Genomic DNA, 16,795 nt, shown 5'->3' with positions numbered 1-16,795 from the left:
GAGGTGAGCTATATGCGCCATCCCCATCTCAGCGGCGACCTGGTGTGCTTCGTGGCCGAGGACGACCTCTGGCTGGCCCTTCTGGACCGCCCGGGCCGGGCCTGGCGGCTCACGGCGGACCGCACGAAGGCCGGTCACCCGCGCTTCTCCCCCGACGGCCGCCGCATCGCCTACACGAACTGGCACAGCCTCGTGCCCGAGATCCACCTCGTCGGCGTCGACGGCGGCCCCGAGCGGCAGCTGACCTACTGGGGCAGCTCCGACACACAGGTCTGCGGTTGGACGCCCCCCGAGGGGGAGGGCGACCCCGAGATCCTGGCCGTCGCCTCCCACAGCCAGCCCTTCTCCTACTTCACCTGGGCCTACAAGGTGAGCACCGACGGTGACCCCGGCCGCAAGCTGCCCTGGGGCCCGGTCTCCGACATCCAGGTCGCCGACATCGACGGCCGGCACAAGACCCTGCTGCTCACCGGCACCCCGCCGCACGAACCGGCCTCCTGGAAGCGGTACCGCGGCGGTGCCATGGGCCGGCTCTGGCTGCACGGGCAACAACTCGTGCCGGACATCGGCGGCCATCTGGCCTGCCCCATGTTCGTCGCCGGCCGGATCGCCTTCCTCTCCGACCACGAGGGCGTCGGCAACCTGTACTCCTGCGCTCACGACGGCACCGACCTGCGCCGTCACACCGACCACGACGCCTTCTACGCCCGGCACGCCGCCAGCGACGGCACCCGGGTGGTGTACCAGTGCGCGGGCGACCTGTGGCTCGTGGACGACTTCTCCCCGGGCGCCGTACCACGCAAGCTGGACATCCGGCTCGCCGGACCGGCCACCGGGCGCCGCCGGTACCAGGTGCCGGCCGCGCAGAACGTCGACGGCATCTCCGTGGACGAGACCGGCCGGGCCAGCGCCGTCGTCGTGCGCGGCAGCCTGTACTGGCTCACCCACCGCGACGGGCCCGCCCGCACGATCACCGACACGCCCGGTGTGCGGGTACGGCTGCCGGAGATGCTGGGCACGACCGGGCAGGTGGCGTGCCTCACCGACGTGGAGGGCGAGGACGCCGTCGAGATCGCCCAGTTGCCCCGCGCGACCGGCGACCGGGCTCCCCGCCGGCTCGCCTCCGGCCGGCTGGGCCGCGTCCTGGAGATGGCCTCCGACCCGCTGGGCGAGCGGCTGGCGGTCGCTTCGCACGACGGGCGGCTGCTGCTGATCGACCTGACGGAGGAAGAGAGCGGGGAGATCCCGGGTACCGGGGAGGGCGCCGAGGCGGCCGGAGCCGCGGCGGGTGCCGAGGACCGGGACACCGGAACGGGGGAGACCACCGAAGGCCGGGACACCGGAACCGCGGCCGGCACCGGCAGCCAGGACACCGGAACCGCCGGAACCACCGAGGCCGCCGAATCCACCGAGACCGCCGAAGAGCAGGCCCCCGGAACCACGCCGGGCACCGAAGGCCAGGACACCGCAGCGGAGGAAGCCGCCGCAGTCCGGGTCACCGAGCTGATCCGCTCCGTCAACGGCCCCGTCCGCGACCTCGCCTTCTCCCCGGACGGCGCCTGGCTCACCTGGTCGCACCCCGGCATCGGCCGCTCCCTGCGCCAGATCAAGCTGGCCCGCATCAAGGACCGGCTGATCGTGGACGTGACCAACGGCCGCTTCGAGGACGAGAACCCCGTCTTCACCCGCGACGGCCGCTATCTCGCCTTCCTCTCCTGGCGCGGCTTCGACCCGGTGTACGACGTCCACACCGGCGACCTGTCCTTCCCGCTCGGCTGCCGCCCGTACCTCGTACCGCTGAACTCGGCGACCCCCTCCCCCTTCGCCCTGAACCCCGAGGGCCGTCCGGCGGCCGGCGGGCTCGACCCGGTCGAGGACGAGGAGACCGGCGAGGCCGGCACGGTGACCGTGGAGGTCGAGGGACTGGCCAACCGGGTCACGCCGTTCCCGGTGATCGCCTCCAAGTACTCCGCGCTGTGCCCGGTCGCCGGCGGTGGCCTGGTCTGGCTGCGCTGGCCGATCTCCGGCGCCCTCGGCGAGACGTTCGCCAACCCTGCCGACGTCAGCGGCCGCCCGACCCTGGAGTACTTCAACCTCGCCAAGGCGAAGAAGTCCGAACTGGTCGACCATCTGGACTGGTTCGCGGTCAGCGGCGACGGCACCCGGCTGGTCGTCGTGGACGAGGGCGACCTGCGCGCGGTGCCCGCCACGGAGATGGGCGACAGCGACACCACCGTCTGGATCGACCTGCGCCGCATCCTGCACGTGGTCGACCCGCCGGCCGAGTGGCGCCAGGCGTACGACGAGGCGGGACGGATCATCCGGGCCTACTTCTGGGACCCGGGCATGTGCGGCATCGACTGGGACGCGGTCCTCGACCAGTACCGGCCCCTCGTCGAACGGGTCGCCTCCCCCGACGAGTTCGCCGATCTCCTGCGGGAGGTCCTCGGCGAACTGGGCACCTCGCACGCCTACGTCACCGCCGCCCGCCGCAACGAGGGGCCGCCCCATTACCAGCGCTGGCAGGGCCTCCTCGGCGCCAACCTCGTCCGCCGCGACGGCGGCTGGATGGTCAAGCGCATCCTGCCCGGCGACTCCTCCGACTCCAAGGCCCGCTCACCGCTGGCCGGCACGGGCATCCGTGAGGGCGCGATCCTCACCCATGTCGACGGCCGCCCGGTCGATCCGGTGACCGGGCCCTATCCGCTCCTGGCCGGCGCCGGCGGTACGACCGTGGAGCTCACCTTCGTCCCCGCGGACGGGCAGCCGGGCCCGGCCCGCCGGGTCGCCGTCGTCCCGCTCATCGACGAGCGGCCGCTGCGGTACCAGGACTGGGTCGCCAAACGCCGCGATGTCGTACGCGAGTTGAGCGGCGGCAAGTGCGGCTACCTGCACATCCCCGACATGGGCGGCTCCGGCTGGGCCCAGTTCAACCGGGACCTGCGCCTGGAGGTGTCCCGGCCCGCCCTGATCGTGGACGTGCGCGGCAACGCGGGCGGGCACATCAGCGAACTCGTCATCGAGAAACTGACCCGGACGATCCTGGGCTGGGACCTGACGAGGAACGCGCAACCGGTGTCGTACACCTCGAACGCGCCGCGGGGCCCGATCGTGGCCCTCGCCGACGAGGCGACGTCCTCGGACGGTGACATGATCACGGCCGCCTTCAAGCTGCTGAAGCTGGGCCCGGTGGTCGGCCAGCGCACCTGGGGCGGCGTGGTCGGTATGACCGGCCGCCACCGGCTGGGCGACGGCACCGTCATCACGGTCCCGATGAACGCGGCCTGGTTCGACGCCTACGGCTGGTCCGTGGAGAACCACGGCGTCACCCCCGACCTGGACATCATGCGCACGCCGCTGGACTGGGCCGAGGGCCGGCACGCCCAGATGGACGATGCGGTCCAGCTCGCACTGGAGCTGCTGGAGTCCCACCCGGCCGCCGTACCGCCGGACTACAGCGACGTACCGGACCGCTCACGACCGAAACTGCCGCCCAGGGCCGCTTCGAAGGACTGAAGCGCAGGGCGCCCCTCCCGGAAAGGAGGGGCGCCCCGCGTGAACCGGTCAACGGTGCGCAGTACTACGCGTCGTAGTCCTGGTCGAAGCGGTCCTGCATCTCCTGCTCCGTGTCCTCGATGTCGCGCATGTTCTGGCGACCGCGCTCGGACTGGGGCTGCTGACCGCGCTGCGGCTGCTGACCGCGCTGCGGCTGCTGGCCGCGCTGGGGCTGCTGGCCGCGCTGGGGCTGCTGGCCGGCACGCTCACGCCCCTGGCCCAGCTTGTCCTTGCCCTGCTGCTGCCATTCGTTGGCCTGGTCCTGGAACTGGTCCTTCATACCCATGTGGGTTCACTCCTGTGGTGAGTGAGGGTGTGGGGAGGCCCCCCGGTGAGGCCCCTGTCGGGGCGCTCGGTGGGGCCTCGACCAGATTCACACGGGCGACCACGGAACGCATGTGGATCAGTCACGGTGGGTAGCGCGCGCCGCCTCGTCGGCCGCCCCACCTGCGCCGACGAGCCCGGAACGCATGCCCTGCAGCCGGGGCGCGAACCGCTTCATCTCGCGCTGTCCGACGGTCCCGATCAGCGCCGGCAGATAGCCGCGCACGCCCTGCATGCCGCGCAGCCACCACTGCCCGTACACATGCGCCGAGCGCCGCTCGATCCCGGCGACCAGCCGGTCCACCGCCGGCCCCAGCGGGTAGGTCTTGTTGGACGGCCATGGCAGCCGCTGCCGCAACTCGCGCATGACGTCGTCCTGGTCGGCGCCGCGCACCATGTCGGTGTCGGTCCAGGACAGGTAGCCGACACCGACGCGCACGCCCTGGTGACCGACCTCGGCGCGCAGACTGTGCGCGTAGGCCTCCACGCCCGACTTGGACGCGCAGTACGCCGTCATCATCGGCGCGGGGGTGATCGCGGCGAGCGAGGCGATCTGGAGCAGATAGCCCCGGCTCTCCACCAGCACCGGCAGGAACGCCCGGGCGGTCACCGCCGAACCGATCAGGTTCACCTCGATCACGCGCCGCCAGGCCTGCGGATCGGAGTCGGCGAACGGACCGCCCGTCGCCACACCGGCGTTGGCCACCACGATGTCGACCTTCCCGAACCGGGCCTTCACCTCCTGCGCGACCCGGCTCATCGTCTCGTGGTCGGTGACGTCGGCGTACCAGTGGGCGCTGTCGCTGTGCAGGCGCGAGGAGACGTCCTTGAGCGCCTCCTCCTCCAGGCCGACCAGCGCGACCTTCGCACCGCGCGCGGAGAGCTTGCGTGCCAGCAGCTCGCCGACCCCACGCGCCGCTCCGGTCACGACCGCGACCTGTCCCTCGAGGCTGACCTTGCTCATGCGCCCTCCTTGATCTGCGCCGGGGTGGAGTCGTGCTCCTCCGTGGGCCGGTCCCCCGTGACGGTGACGTAGGTGGTGACGAGTTCCCGGATGCGGCCGGTCACCGGGCCGGGGGCCTCGATGGGGGTCATGTGGCCGACGCCGGTCAGCTCGGTGAGGCCGACGCAGTGCGGCAGCGCGGCGACCAGGGCGCGGGCGTGCACGGGGGGCGTGAGCCGGTCGCAGGTGCCGTGCACGATCGCGGTGGGCACCTGCAACTCCCGTACGCCGCGGTCGAGATCGAGTGCCTCGAGCACCGCGGCCCACGCGTGGCGCACGGCCCGCGGGCAGGCGTGCACGATACGGGCGCACGCCTCCACCATGTGCGGGGCCGAACCGGCGCCCATGGTGGCGTACTTGAGGATGCTGCGCGCGACCGGTGTGACCGGTCCGAGCGGGGCGCGCGAGCCGAGGACGCGCCCGGTGATCCAGGTGCGTACGCGGCCGGCGCGCAAGGGGACGACGAGCGCTTCCGCCACCAGCCGGGAGCTGCCGGTGCTGCACAGCAGGACGGCGGCGGCGTGTGCCCGGAAGCGGGGGCGCGCAGCCGCGGCCATGACCGTCATCCCGCCCATGGAGTGGCCGACGATCAGCGCCTTCTCACCGGGTGCGAGCGTCTGCGCGAGCACTGCTTCCAGGTCGTCCGCCAGCGCCTGGGTGGTGCAGGCGGGGTGCGCGGGACTGCGTCCGTGCCCTCTCTGGTCGTATGCGATCACGCGGTGGTCGGTGGCCAGGTCCCGTATCTGGGCGGCCCAGAAGGCGGTCGAACAGGTCCAGCCGTGGGAGAGGACGACGGGGGGCGCGTCCTCGGGGCCGTGCACCTCGACGTGCAGGGGCGCGCCGTCGGCGGAGACGACGGTGAGTTCGTGGGACGGGGTGGGAGGGGCGTACGGTCCGGAAACCACGGAGGCGAGGCGGCTCATGCGGCACCCTCGCTCTGCTGGGCGCCACCAGCGTGCGCGGGCGCGGACTTCCCTGCAGTGCGCGGAGGTTGCCCGGCAGGGCGCGCGGGCATCGTCGCCTTCTTCGCGCCCGCGCCCGCGCCCCAATCCGTACCGGTGCCCGCACCCTTCACGCCGGGCTTGCGGATGACCTCGTACTCCGCCAGGTCCACCCGTCGCGTCGCGCGCCGGAACTCGGACGTCGTACCGGGCCAGATGGTGGTGTTGCGGCCGCTCGCGTCGAGGTACCAGCTGGTGCAGCCGCCGGTGTTCCACACCGTGCGCTTCATGCGCTCCTGGACCCGGTGGTTCCAGTCCTCGACGGCCGCGGGCCGGGCGTCAAGGGCCGTACGGCCTCCGAGGACGTCCAGTTGGCGCAGATAGTCGGCCATGTAGTTCAGCTGGGACTCGATCATGAGGATCATGGAGGAGTTCCCGAGGCCGGTGTTGGGCCCGATGATCGTCATCCAGTTGGGGAACCCGGCGACCGCCGCACCGCGCAGCGCCTGCATGCCGTTCTTCCAGGACTCGGCGAGGGTGACGCCCTCCGCCCCGACCACCCGTTCGGCGATCGGCATGTCCGTGACATGGAAGCCGGTACCGAAGACGATCGCGTCGACCTCGGCCTCCGTACCGTCCGCGGCGACGACGGTCGAGCCGCGGACCTCGCTGAGCCCGCCCGCGACGACGTCCACATTCGGCTGTGCCAGTGCCGGGTAGTACGTGCTGGACAGCAGGATCCGCTTGCAGCCGATGCGGTAGTCGGGGGTGAGCTTGGCGCGCAGGGCCGGGTCCTTGATGGCACGGGCCATGTTGCGCTTGGCGAGCTGCTCCACGAGCCCGAGTTCGTCGGGGTGCTTGGTGAACGCCTGCACCTGCAGCTCCCGGATGCCCCACAGCAGGCCGCGCCGGAGCTGGGTGGTGAAGGGAAGGGTCCGGTGCAGCCGGCGCTCGGCGCCGCTGATGGCGCGGTCGACGCGGGGCATCACCCACGGCGGGGTGCGCTGGAAGAGCGTCAGCCGGCCGACCTGCGGCTGGATCGAGGGCACGATCTGGATGGCGGAGGCGCCGGTGCCGACCATGGCGACGCGCTTGCCGCGCAGGTCGTAGTCGTGGTCCCAGCGCGCGGAGTGGAACACCTTGCCCGGGAAGGACGCGAGGCCCGGGATCTCAGGGATCTTCGGGTCGGACAGCGGCCCGGTGGCGGAGACGACGACGTCGGCGGTGAGCGTGCCACGCGCGGTCTCGATCTCCCACCGCAGGTTCTCGGTGTCCCAGGTCATCAGCTTGACCTCGGAGTCGAAGCGGAGGTGCGGGCGCAGTCCGAACAGGTCGGTGACGTGTTCCAGGTAGGCGCGGATGTGCCGCTGCCCGGAGAAGGTGCGCGGCCAGTCGGGATTGGGCGCGAACGAGAACGAGTAGAGGTGGGAGGGCACGTCACAGGCGCACCCGGGATAACCGTTGTCCCGCCAGGTGCCGCCGACGCTGTCCGCCCGCTCCAGGACGACGAAGCCGGTGATTCCTTCGCGGCGCAGCCGCACGGCGGCCCCCAGCCCGCCGAACCCGGACCCGATCACCGCCACCCGTACATGCTCGTGCTCGGCCATCCCGAAGCCTCCACGCATCGCCTTCGACTCTGCCAGTGAACACTGGCGCAATGGGACTGTAGAGCAGCTCCGTACCGAGCGGTAGGGGGCGGGAAGGGAAAGTTACCGGCGGTACAACATAGGCTGCGGGCGTGGCAGAGGACGCAGAACACCCGGAGGCACGACCGGAGGCGCCGCGCGAGTACCGCATGGAGGAGCTGGCGCATCTGGCCGGCATCACCGTGCGCACGCTGCGCTTCTACCGCGAGCGCAAGCTGATCCCGCCACCCCGCCGCGAGGGCCGTATCGCCTGGTACGACGACCACCACCTGGCCCGCCTGCGCACCATCGCCGCCCTGCTGGAGCGCGGCCACACCCTGACCGGCATCGCGGAGCTCGCGGAGGCCCTCGACCAGGGCCGCGACGTCGCCGATCTGCTCGGCGTCGGCACCCCCACCGAGGAGGAGCCGGTCCGCCTCACCCCCGAGGAACTCGCCGCCCGCTTCGAGGGCGAGGTGACCCCCGAGAACCTCGCCGCCGCCATGGAACTGGGCTACCTGGGCACCGACGGCGACGAGATCGTCCACATCAGCCGCCGCCTGCTGGACGTCTCCTCCGCGCTGGTGCGCGAGGGCATCCCGCTCGCCGAGGTCCTGACGGCCGCCGCGCGCGTCCGCGAGCACGCCGAGGCGCTGGCCGGACTCTTCACCGACCTGATCCTGCGCCACGGCCCCGAGGAGGACCTGCACCGCCTGCGCCCGCTGGCCCGCAGCGTGGTGGAGGCCGAACTGTCCCTGGCCCTGGACCGGCGCATCAGCAAGCGGGACTGACGCGACCTCGCAGGTCGTGGGCGCGCGTCCCTCAGAGGTCGTAGACGACGGTCACGGGGGCGTGGTCCGACCACCGCTCGGCGTGCGTCGCCGCGCGCTCCACGAAGCCCTTGACCGCCTTGGCGGCCAGGCCGGGCGTGGCGGCGTGGTGGTCGATGCGCCAGCCCGAGTCGTTGTCGAAGGCCCGCCCCCGGTACGACCACCAGGTGTACGGCCCCTCGACATCGGGATGCAGGGTGCGTACGACGTCGACGTAGCCGCCGTCCTCGGGGGCGAAGACCCGGCCGAGCCACTCCCGCTCCTCGGGCAGGAAGCCGGAGTTCTTGGTGTTGCCGCGCCAGTTCTTCAGGTCTGCCTGCCGGTGGGCGATGTTCCAGTCGCCGCAGACGACCACCTCGCGGCCGTCCGCGGCGGCCCGTTCGCGCAGTTCCTTGAGGTAGGCGAGGAACTCGCCCATGAAGCGGACCTTCTCGTCCTGCCGCTCGGTGCCGACCTCACCCGAGGGGAGGTAGAGGGAGGCGACCGTGACGCCGGGCAGGTCGGCCTCGACGTAGCGTCCGCTGCCGTCGAACTCGGCCGAGCCGAAGCCGACGCGGACCCGGTCGGGCTCACGCCGCGTGTAGAGGGAGACGCCCGCGCGGCCCTTGGCGGCGGCCGGGGCGTGCACGACGTGCCAGCCGTCGGGCCGGCGCACCTCCTCGGACAGCTGCTGCGGCTCGGCGCGCACCTCCTGCAGGCAGACGACGTCCGCCGAGGTCTGCGCGAGCCACTCCACGAAGCCCTTCCTGGCGGCGGCTCGCAGTCCGTTCACGTTCACCGAGGTCACAGTCAGCACCCCGGCACGATACCGGCACACTGGTCGGAGTCCTCAAAATCCGAGGTCCCACCGACTGCATAGAAGTACGATACCCAGCATGAATATACGCCGCGTGCGTTTCGATCATCCCGACGCCGTGAAACTCAACGACGAGGTCCAGGCCGAGTACGCCGAGCGTTACGGCGACGACGGCGACGCCACCGTCCTCGACGCCACCGACTTCGACCCGCCCCGGGGCGTCTACCTGATCGCGTACGACGAGCGCGACCGCCCCGTGGCCACCGGCGGCTGGCGCAGCCAGGACCACAACGGCGAGGGCAACGAGGACGGCGATGCCGAGCTCAAGCGCATGTTCGTGGTCGCGGAGATGCGCGGCCGGGGCCTCGCGCGCGCAATGCTCGCGGCGCTGGAGGAGGACGCCCGCATGGCCGGCCGTGTCCGCATGGTCCTGGAGACGGGCACCAAGCAGCCGGAGGCCATATCTCTGTACACCGCCAGTGGCTACGAGCCGTGCACCAAGTTCGGCTACTACCGCCACCACGAGGAGAGCCGCTGCTTCGCCAAGAAGCTGTAGACACGATGAAGCCCCAGCCGGCTTTCGCCGGCTGGGGCTTCTTGCTGCGTGGACCTGAGGGGAACCTGGGGCCGTCCGCCTGGACGGGACAGCGTGACGGCCGGCTCTTGCGCGACCATGAGCGCATGGAATCGTGGACGATCAAACACTTCTCCCAGTCCAACCCGACGGGGACCGGGCAGGACGACGTGCCCGCGCTTCTACGCCGAGTCGCAGACTCCATCGAAAGCCTCGGCTCGGTTGAGGTCCAGGATCTCGTCATGCATACGGAGATCACTGCGGACGGCCCTTGGCCGAGCCTCACGGTGTATTTCCACGACACCGAAGACTGATCCGGACTTCACCCGGAGCGCTTTGCACTTCGTCCGCTTCCTTATCAGGTCGATCACGTCGCGCCCTGACGTCGGCCAACCGCTCGCGGTTCCTCGCAAGGCATGCGCTGAAGATCGCAACTGACCGCTCGCGTCCGCACCTGTTGGTGTCAGGCATTGGTGTCAGGTATTGGTGTCAGCCGACAGGGGCAGTCTTGACAAGTCGTGCAGAGATGACATGAAAGCAGGCATCAGTCGGCTGTCTCTCCGCAGTCGGCGCAGGTCCCGCTCTTCGGTGAAGGCCGGCTCAGGAGAGGACGGCGGCGTCCACGGTCTCTCGTATCCCCAGCACGGCGTCGGTTCCGGTGATCGCAAACAGGCGCTGAAGCTGCCTTGGCGGCGCTGCCACGCGCAGGGTGCCGGTCTGGTGGGCACGGATCAACAAGTTGAGGAACGACGAGTCCGCGAAGTCGACGCCGGAGGCGTCCAGAACCACCTTCGCATGCTTCCTGGCAGCGGCTATCAGTGCCTCCGCCAGAGGCGGGATCGAGTGGAGGTCATAGGAGCCGTGAGCGGCGATCACCCAGGCGCCGCAGCGTTCGTACTGGTGCAACGCGGTCGCCAGTCCAGGCTCGTTAGCTCGGCCCGACCCCTGCTTGCCGGCAACGGTACTCGTGAGCTCTGGCATGACGGCCTCTTTCCAGGACACCTTGGGGCTCCTCATCGCTGCGCTTCAGCACTGTGCACGCCAACAGTTACCGGAAAAGTATGTCACGTATCTCGCTTCTGCAATGGGGGGGTCCCTAAAATGTGCAGCATGGTTGGAGTGCCCGAACCTCACAGCGGATGGACGTTCATCACTAGCCACGCGCGCGTACTGGCGGCCATCGCCGACGATCCGAACGTCCGGATCCGCGACATCGCCGCCCACTGCCGGCTCACGGAGCGCGCCGTCCAGCGCATCATCTCCGATCTTGAGCAGGACGGTTACCTCTCCCACACCCGGGACGGGCGCACGAACACCTACCGCATCGAGCCCGACAAGGTGCTGCGACATCCGGCAGAAGCCGGCCTGCCCGTAGCCTCCTTGCTGTCCCTGCTCGTGCAGGACGAGACCGATCGGGGCAAAGCACTGGGGCCGATCAGGGCGCATACCTCCTCAACCCACCACTGAGCCCAGCTCCCATCCTGTACGCCGTCGACCCACACACCGTGGAGCAGGCGTGGTTCCTGGCGTCCAGGTGGAGCGCGCCACTGCACGAACGACCTGGACGCCATGAGCCGCGCCTGCTCGGCTCTGCCTGGCCCCCGGAAAACTCCCGTGCCGCTATGCGGGGACACTGTCGGGCTGCTGCCCATGTTCGAGATAGATCGGCGCCGTCCCTGATGATCGGGCCTCGATGGCGGCAAGGATCCGCCTGGCCAAACGCGGAATCGTACGCTCGGCGACTTCGTCAGGGCCCAGGAACGCGATGCTCTTCAGCTCGTCCGCCTGCAAGGTCGCTTCGGCCAGAGCCTCCGGGGTGAGCTGACCACCACCTCAACACAGCCGCCAGGGAGGACTCGCCCGTCGACATCGAAAAAGGGGGAGTCGGCAAGGTGTTCCCCTCTTCGTAGGGCGGCTCTTCGTAGGGCGGCCGCAGCGCGGCCCCGCGGCACGCGCCCGAGAGTGGACTCTTTTGCTGGGCGTGCCAGGTATTTTGAACTATTAACCATCCGCCCGCGCCGGCGTCCGTCGAATTCGGCTCCACGCCCCCCACACCTGCGGCTCGCTGCCGTACTCCCCGCGTCGCCATGCAGATCCTTCGGCGCAGCAAGATCGCAGTGACCATGGAGGTGTACACCCACGTCCCGTCCGAGGCGACTCGGCGGGCCCTGCGGAAGCTGGGCAAGCACCTCGGGAAGCAAGATCCGAAGTAGTTGCTGTACTTCACTGCTGTACGACACGTCAAAGCCCCGGTCGGGAGATCCCTACCGGGGCTTTGAGCTGCGTGGACCTGAGGGGATTTGAACCCCTGGCCCCCTCGATGCGAACGAGGTGCGCTACCGGACTGCGCCACAGGCCCTTGCAACGAGTGAAACTTTAGCATCCCGATCGGGGTGCTCGGAAATCCGCTCCGCGACTGGTCAGGGCGGCCTCCCGGAGTGTGGCGGCCGTCACTCGTTGGCCGCGCGCGGGCGGCCGCCGTCCTCGTACTGATCGAAGAGGGGCGTGCGTCCGCCGCGTTCGCGTGCCCGGCGCGCGGAGGCCGCCCGCCGGGCGTCGCTGCGGCCGTCCTCCGGCTTGTCCTTGGCCGCGGCCGCCTGCTCGTCCGCCTCGTCCTGCGGTGCGTGGCCCGCCTCGTGCTCCGGCGCGACCGAGCTGGAACGCGCCGAGCTCCAGGTGTCGGGTGCCCCCAGGTCCACGTCGGACGTCGCGCGCGGCGCGACCGGGGCGGTCACGTACGTCGGCAGGGGCACGGGCACCGGGTCCCAGCTGTCCCCGCCGGGCCGCCGCTGCCGCTCGCGCTGCTGGTCGACCCACTCGGCGTGATCCGTCTGCTCGACCAGGGCCCGCCGGTCCGCGGCGAGCGCGGCGAGACCGGTGTCCGTCCCGGCCTGAGGGGCCTCCTCCGGTTCGTCGGCGGCCGGGCCCTCGTCCAGGGACGCGCGCCGGCGCGGCTGGCGCTCGCGCAGCCGCTGAGCGGCGGCCTCCGCGCTCCGGCGGTCCATCTGGTAGGCAAAGCGACGCCGTTCCTGGGAGCGCAGGTGCGCGATGTACGCGCTGAGCAGTACGGCCGGTGCGGCGGGCGCCCAGAGGAGGGCGAGCCCGCCGACGGCGGCGACGATCGCGCCGAGGGTGAAGGCGAGGAAGAGGACGACTGTGGTGCGCCGACGGCGTGCGAGGACCTTCGAGCGCCGGGCCCGCGCCGCGGCCGCCTGCGCGGAGGGCGAACGCCGTGCGGACGGCACTCGCTTCTGGACGGGGACGGAGCCCACGGCAGGCGCCGGCGAGGCGGCCTGTTCCCGTGCCGGCTCCGCCCTCCCGGGTGCCTCGAACTCGCCGTCGGCGCGCACCTGACGGCGGGTCGGCGGCAGGGCGAAGGCCCGGACGTCCACCGAGTCGGTGGCGGCGTCCGGGTCGCCGGTTTCCGGCTCCCCCTCCTGGGCGGAGCGTGCCCGCAGGTCCTTGACGTACCGGCGCTCCATTCCCGCCCGTCCGGACAGCAGCCGGATGGCGGTGCTGAAGCGTTCCGTCGGACGGGCCTCGTTCAGCTCGTCCTGCCTACGGAGCCACATGGGCACCAAGTAGGCGGCCCAGGCCCCGACAATGACTGCGTAGATGAGGCCGCTGCTGCTCACGCCTCACACCGTAGAGGGGTTTGCATGAGGCCATCTGCCAATTCGGCCGGTGTGTCGCACGATCCGGCTGATATTTCCAGCTTTTTTTGCGACGGATGCGATCAGTTGACCACCGCGGCCGGGAATTCAACGCCCCGAGACGGTCAGCACCCGATCAATTTCGAACATACTTTCAATTTCCGGGCCGGCCGTGATTCCCCGACGTGTTCTGCCGATCGCGCGCCGGATCCGGTGCGCCGGGCGCACCCGCGGCCCCCTCCGCGCTCTCCGCGCCGTCCGGGCGGCCGGTGCGCCGCTCCTGCCGGGAGCGTGCCCGCTGCCACCGCGCGAGCAACCCGTCGGGCACCTCTTCCGCCGTCAGCGCGAACACCAGGTGGTCCCGCCAGGCACCGTCGATGTGCAGATAGCGCGGCCGCAGCCCCTCCTCGCGGAATCCGAGTTTCTCCACGACCCGGCGACTGGGCCGGTTCTCGGGGCGAATGCAGACTTCGATGCGGTGCAGTCCGACGGTGCGGAAACAGTGGTCCACCACGAGCGCGACGGCCGACGGCATCACCCCGCGACCGGCCACCCCCTGGTCCACCCAGTAGCCGATGTGTCCCGAGCACATCGACCCCCAGGTGATCCCGGCGACCGTCAACTGCCCGACGAGCCGCCCCTGGTACTCGATGACGAACGGCAGCATCCGGCCCGCGTTGGCCTCGGAACGCAGGTGCCGGACCATCTGACGGTAGGTCGGCCGGTGCGCTATCGGCCCGCTCGGCGTCGGCGGCGGAATGGTCGCCTCCCAGGGGCGCAGCCAGTCCCGGTTGCGCCGGTTCACCTCGCGCCAGACCCGCTGGTCGCGCAGCCTTATCGGACGGAGGACGACATCGCCGTCCACCAGCACGACGGGCCAGGAAGGGCTGTTCAGCTCGCACCCCCCGGGGGTACCTCCCAGGCCTCTGGGGCACTGGGGGAGGGTCTGGGGTGGTCGCCGCCGCGGATCTGGTCGACGGCATGGACCAGCAGGGGCTCGAGCACGGCGAGGCCGTCCTTCACCCCGCCCGTGGAGCCGGGCAGGTTGATGATCAGGGTCCGTCCCGCCACCCCGGCCAGGCCCCGGGAGAGCGCCGCGGTCGGGATCTTGTCGCGCCCGAACGCCCGGATGGCCTCGGCGATGCCCGGCACCTCGCGGTCGATCACCGCGCGGGTCGCCTCGGGCGTGCGGTCGGTGGGCGAGATGCCGGTGCCGCCGGTGGTGACGACGACGTCGTAGCCGGCGTCGGCCCCCGCGCGCAGGGCCGCCTCCACGGGGTCCCCGTCGGGGACGACCCGGGGGCCGTCGACCTCGAACCCGAAGCGCTTCAGGCCGTCTGCGATCAGCGGGCCGCCCTTGTCCTCGTAGACGCCCGAGGCAGCCCTGTTGGAGGCGGTGACCACCAGAGCGCGGTAGGTCATGTCCGGCTCCAGTCGCCCGACTTGCCGCCCGTCTTCTGCTCCACCCGCACGTCCGTGATGACCGCTCCCTTGTCGACCGCCTTGACCATGTCGATCACGGTGAGCGCGGCGACCGTCACCGCGGTGAGGGCCTCCATCTCGACGCCCGTGCGGTCCGTGGTCTTCACGGTGGCCTCGATCTGCACGGCGTCGTCCGCGACCGTCAGATCCAGTTTCACACCCGACACCGACAACGGGTGGCACAGCGGGATCAGGTCAGGGGTGCGCTTCGCGCCCATGATCCCGGCGATACGCGCGGTGGCGAGGGCGTCGCCCTTGGGCACGCCCTCGCCGCGCAGCAGCTCGACCACGCGGGGTGATACGAGGACGCGGCCACTGGCACGGGCGGTGCGCGCGGTCACGTCCTTCCCGGACACGTCGACCATGCGGGCCGCGCCCGCCTCGTCGATGTGCGTCAGTCCGTCCTGCGCAGGAAGTCCGGGGGTCTCCCCCCGGAAAGACTCACTCATGCTCTGTGCCGCTCCCGGTCCGGGCCCGTCACAGTGCGGTGCACGGGCCTGTCGTGCGCGACACGGTACCGCCATGTCCGCGCAGGCACCGTCCCAGGACCCCCGCGGAACCCTTCGCACGCTCACGCGCGCGTGCCTCAGCCGAGCAGCACGACCTCCACCTCGTCGCCGGGCTCGACCGACTCCACGTCCTCGGGGACGACGATCAGTGCGTCGGCGTGCGCCAGCGCCGCGATCAGGTGGGAGCCGGCGCCGCCCACGGGGATCACCTCGCCGTCGCCGTACGCACCGCGCAGGAACTGCCGGCGCCCCTTGGGAGAGCGCAGCGCCCCGTCCGCCTTGAGGGCGGCCCGGGCGCGGGGCCGGTGCACGTCCGTGAGACCCATCAGTGCGCGGATGGCCGGGCGGACGAACAGCTCGAAGGAGACGTACGACGACACGGGGTTGCCGGGCAGGGCCAGCAGCGGCGTGTGGTCGGGGCCGATGGAGCCGAAGCCCTGGGGCTTGCCCGGCTGCATGGCGAGCTTGCGGAACTCCACACCGCTGCCCGCCTCGTCCTCGTCGCCGGCGTACGACAGCGCCTCCTTGACGACGTCGTACGCCCCCACGCTCACCCCGCCCGTGGTCACCAGCAGGTCGGCGCGGATGAGCTGGTCCTCGATGGTGGAGCGGAGGGTCTCGGCGTCGTCGGCGACGGCGCCGACCCGGTAGGCGATGGCGCCGGCGTCCCGCGCGGCGGCCGTGAGGGAGAAGCTGTTGGAGTCGTAGATCTGGCCGGCGGCCAGATCCTCGCCGGGCTGGACGAGTTCGCTGCCGGTGGACATGACGACCACGCGTGGGCGCGGGCGCACGCGTACCGTGCCACGGCCGATCGCGGCCAGCAGCGCGATCTGCGGCGGACCGAGGATCGTCCCGGCCTTCAGGGCGAGGTCGCCGGCCTTCACATCGCTGCCCGTGGCGCGCACGTGCGCGCGTGCCCCGACGGGGCGGTGAACGCGCACCTGCCCCTGGGCGCCCTCGGGCGCCAGGCTGCGCGCCCGCATACCGCTCACCGGGCCCTCGCCGAGTCCGCCGTCGGTCCACTCCACCGGGACGACGGCCTCGGCGCCGGGCGGCAGCGGGGCGCCGGTCATGATGCGGGCGGCCTGGCCGGGGCCGACGCGCACCGGGTCGGCCACGCCCGCGGCGACGTCACCGACGACCTCCAGGACGGCCGGGAAGTCCTCACCGGCGCCCGCCACGTCCGTGACCCGCACCGCGTACCCGTCCATGGAGCTGTTGTCGAACGGCGGCAGGGGCACCGGCACCGTCACGTCGTCGACCAGGACGCAGCCCTGGGCGTCGAGCAGTTGCAGCTCGATGGGATCGAGGGGGCGGACGGTCGAGAGGATGTCCTCCAGGTGCTCGTCCACCGACCACAGGTCGTCCGGGCCTGCGGGGCGGGTCGCGGCGCTGCTCAATGTTGCTGCATCTCCTCGGCTACGTAACTGCGAAGCCAGGTCCGGAAGTCCGGGCCCAGGTCTTCACGTTCGCACGCGAGTCTGACAATGGCACGCAGATAGT

General features: G+C 71.3%; 16 protein-coding genes, 1 tRNA gene and 1 pseudogene. 5 read left to right on the top strand and 13 right to left on the bottom strand.

What is annotated here, in order from left to right; translation table 11 throughout:
• Positions 1-12: 12 nt before the first annotated feature.
• Positions 13-3,516 carry a S41 family peptidase gene (locus tag ABZ919_RS18980; protein WP_361248813.1) on the top strand — a complete coding sequence of 1,168 codons (3,504 nt, stop codon included), beginning with the start codon at positions 13-15 and terminating at the stop codon, positions 3,514-3,516.
• A gap of 64 nt (positions 3,517-3,580) precedes the next feature.
• On the opposite strand, the gene ABZ919_RS18975 is transcribed toward ABZ919_RS18980, so the two are convergent.
• The 4 genes from ABZ919_RS18975 to ABZ919_RS18960 all read right to left on the bottom strand — a co-directional run bounded on the left by ABZ919_RS18975 (position 3,581) and on the right by ABZ919_RS18960 (position 7,430).
• Positions 3,581-3,841 (bottom strand): hypothetical protein, encoded by a 261-nt coding sequence (locus ABZ919_RS18975; protein ID WP_361248811.1) that lies wholly within the window; start codon positions 3,839-3,841, stop codon positions 3,581-3,583.
• 117 nt (positions 3,842-3,958) lie between these two features.
• Complete coding sequence (locus ABZ919_RS18970; RefSeq protein WP_361248808.1) at positions 3,959-4,843, bottom strand: SDR family oxidoreductase; 885 nt, start codon at positions 4,841-4,843, stop codon at positions 3,959-3,961.
• On the bottom strand, positions 4,840-5,805 hold the full coding sequence (locus ABZ919_RS18965; RefSeq protein WP_361248805.1) for an alpha/beta hydrolase: 966 nt from the start codon (positions 5,803-5,805) through the stop codon (positions 4,840-4,842). The genes ABZ919_RS18970 and ABZ919_RS18965 overlap by 4 nt, the downstream gene beginning before the upstream one ends.
• Positions 5,802-7,430: an NAD(P)/FAD-dependent oxidoreductase gene (locus tag ABZ919_RS18960; protein WP_361248804.1), complete on the bottom strand. Its 1,629-nt coding sequence runs from the start codon at positions 7,428-7,430 to the stop codon at positions 5,802-5,804. Before ABZ919_RS18960 ends, ABZ919_RS18965 begins: the two co-directional genes overlap by 4 nt.
• Before the next feature lie 188 nt (positions 7,431-7,618).
• On the opposite strand from ABZ919_RS18960, the gene ABZ919_RS18955 reads away from it, so the two are divergent.
• The gene (locus ABZ919_RS18955) at positions 7,619-8,239 is read left to right on the top strand and encodes a MerR family transcriptional regulator (protein ID WP_361249227.1); all 621 of its coding nucleotides are present in this window, start codon (positions 7,619-7,621) and stop codon (positions 8,237-8,239) included.
• A gap of 31 nt (positions 8,240-8,270) precedes the next feature.
• Here ABZ919_RS18955 and ABZ919_RS18950 read toward each other — a convergent pair whose 3' ends face one another.
• Positions 8,271-9,074, bottom strand: coding sequence for an exodeoxyribonuclease III (locus tag ABZ919_RS18950; protein WP_361248801.1), 804 nt, complete (start codon positions 9,072-9,074; stop codon positions 8,271-8,273).
• Positions 9,075-9,153: 79 nt separating this feature from the next.
• Here ABZ919_RS18950 and ABZ919_RS18945 point away from each other — a divergent pair, with 79 nt between their 5' ends.
• Positions 9,154-9,630 carry a GNAT family N-acetyltransferase gene (locus tag ABZ919_RS18945; protein ID WP_361248798.1) on the top strand — a complete coding sequence of 159 codons (477 nt, stop codon included), beginning with the start codon at positions 9,154-9,156 and terminating at the stop codon, positions 9,628-9,630.
• A 5-nt stretch (positions 9,631-9,635) separates the two neighbouring features.
• The gene (locus ABZ919_RS18940; protein WP_361248795.1) at positions 9,636-9,962 is read left to right on the top strand and encodes a hypothetical protein; all 327 of its coding nucleotides are present in this window, start codon (positions 9,636-9,638) and stop codon (positions 9,960-9,962) included.
• Between the two features lie 286 nt (positions 9,963-10,248).
• On the opposite strand, the gene ABZ919_RS18935 is transcribed toward ABZ919_RS18940, so the two are convergent.
• A complete protein-coding gene (locus ABZ919_RS18935; protein ID WP_361248793.1) occupies positions 10,249-10,650 on the bottom strand; it encodes an STAS domain-containing protein in 402 nt (133 codons plus the stop codon).
• 108 nt (positions 10,651-10,758) lie between these two features.
• On the opposite strand from ABZ919_RS18935, the gene ABZ919_RS18930 reads away from it, so the two are divergent.
• Positions 10,759-11,115, top strand: coding sequence for a helix-turn-helix domain-containing protein (locus tag ABZ919_RS18930; protein ID WP_361248790.1), 357 nt, complete (start codon positions 10,759-10,761; stop codon positions 11,113-11,115).
• 818 nt (positions 11,116-11,933) lie between these two features.
• On the opposite strand, the gene ABZ919_RS18925 is transcribed toward ABZ919_RS18930, so the two are convergent.
• The 7 genes and pseudogenes from ABZ919_RS18925 to ABZ919_RS18895 form a co-directional block, all read right to left on the bottom strand.
• Positions 11,934-12,007 (bottom strand) — tRNA-Ala (locus ABZ919_RS18925).
• Positions 12,008-12,098: 91 nt separating this feature from the next.
• Positions 12,099-13,283, bottom strand: a complete 1,185-nt coding sequence (glpR, locus tag ABZ919_RS18920) for a gephyrin-like molybdotransferase receptor GlpR (RefSeq protein ID WP_361248788.1) — start codon at positions 13,281-13,283, stop codon at positions 12,099-12,101.
• A gap of 172 nt (positions 13,284-13,455) precedes the next feature.
• The gene (locus tag ABZ919_RS18915) at positions 13,456-14,172 is read right to left on the bottom strand and encodes a GNAT family protein (RefSeq protein ID WP_361248785.1); all 717 of its coding nucleotides are present in this window, start codon (positions 14,170-14,172) and stop codon (positions 13,456-13,458) included.
• A 20-nt stretch (positions 14,173-14,192) separates the two neighbouring features.
• Entirely contained in the window at positions 14,193-14,723 is a 531-nt protein-coding gene (locus ABZ919_RS18910) for a MogA/MoaB family molybdenum cofactor biosynthesis protein (protein ID WP_361248782.1), read from the bottom strand.
• The gene (gene moaC, locus ABZ919_RS18905; protein WP_361248780.1) at positions 14,720-15,232 is read right to left on the bottom strand and encodes a cyclic pyranopterin monophosphate synthase MoaC; all 513 of its coding nucleotides are present in this window, start codon (positions 15,230-15,232) and stop codon (positions 14,720-14,722) included. The genes ABZ919_RS18910 and moaC overlap by 4 nt, the downstream gene beginning before the upstream one ends.
• A gap of 137 nt (positions 15,233-15,369) precedes the next feature.
• Positions 15,370-16,692 carry a gephyrin-like molybdotransferase Glp gene (gene glp, locus ABZ919_RS18900; RefSeq protein ID WP_361248777.1) on the bottom strand — a complete coding sequence of 441 codons (1,323 nt, stop codon included), beginning with the start codon at positions 16,690-16,692 and terminating at the stop codon, positions 15,370-15,372.
• A pseudogene (locus ABZ919_RS18895) lies at positions 16,689-16,795 on the bottom strand (UTP--glucose-1-phosphate uridylyltransferase); the annotation flags it as partial. The pseudogene ABZ919_RS18895 and the gene glp, both read right to left, overlap by 4 nt.

This window comes from Streptomyces sp. NPDC046759 (assembly GCF_040645475.1).
Lineage (GTDB): Bacteria > Actinomycetota > Actinomycetes > Streptomycetales > Streptomycetaceae > Streptomyces.
Note: the sequence above shows the minus strand (reverse complement) of the source record. Positions and strands in the feature narration are given on the sequence as shown.

What these genes read in the sequence shown, in the direction of transcription:
- ABZ919_RS18980 (WP_361248813.1), top strand. Translation starts at nt 13, where the DNA reads ATGCGCCATCCCCATCTCAGCGGCGACCTGGTGTGCTTCGTGGCCGAG.
- ABZ919_RS18975 (WP_361248811.1), bottom strand. Translation starts at nt 3,841, where the DNA reads ATGGGTATGAAGGACCAGTTCCAGGACCAGGCCAACGAATGGCAGCAG.
- ABZ919_RS18970 (WP_361248808.1), bottom strand. Translation starts at nt 4,843, where the DNA reads ATGAGCAAGGTCAGCCTCGAGGGACAGGTCGCGGTCGTGACCGGAGCG.
- ABZ919_RS18965 (WP_361248805.1), bottom strand. Translation starts at nt 5,805, where the DNA reads ATGAGCCGCCTCGCCTCCGTGGTTTCCGGACCGTACGCCCCTCCCACC.
- ABZ919_RS18960 (WP_361248804.1), bottom strand. Translation starts at nt 7,430, where the DNA reads ATGGCCGAGCACGAGCATGTACGGGTGGCGGTGATCGGGTCCGGGTTC.
- ABZ919_RS18955 (WP_361249227.1), top strand. Translation starts at nt 7,619, where the DNA reads ATGGAGGAGCTGGCGCATCTGGCCGGCATCACCGTGCGCACGCTGCGC.
- ABZ919_RS18945 (WP_361248798.1), top strand. Translation starts at nt 9,154, where the DNA reads ATGAATATACGCCGCGTGCGTTTCGATCATCCCGACGCCGTGAAACTC.
- ABZ919_RS18940 (WP_361248795.1), top strand. Translation starts at nt 9,636, where the DNA reads ATGAAGCCCCAGCCGGCTTTCGCCGGCTGGGGCTTCTTGCTGCGTGGA.
- ABZ919_RS18930 (WP_361248790.1), top strand. Translation starts at nt 10,759, where the DNA reads ATGGTTGGAGTGCCCGAACCTCACAGCGGATGGACGTTCATCACTAGC.
- ABZ919_RS18910 (WP_361248782.1), bottom strand. Translation starts at nt 14,723, where the DNA reads ATGACCTACCGCGCTCTGGTGGTCACCGCCTCCAACAGGGCTGCCTCG.
- moaC (WP_361248780.1), bottom strand. Translation starts at nt 15,232, where the DNA reads ATGAGTGAGTCTTTCCGGGGGGAGACCCCCGGACTTCCTGCGCAGGAC.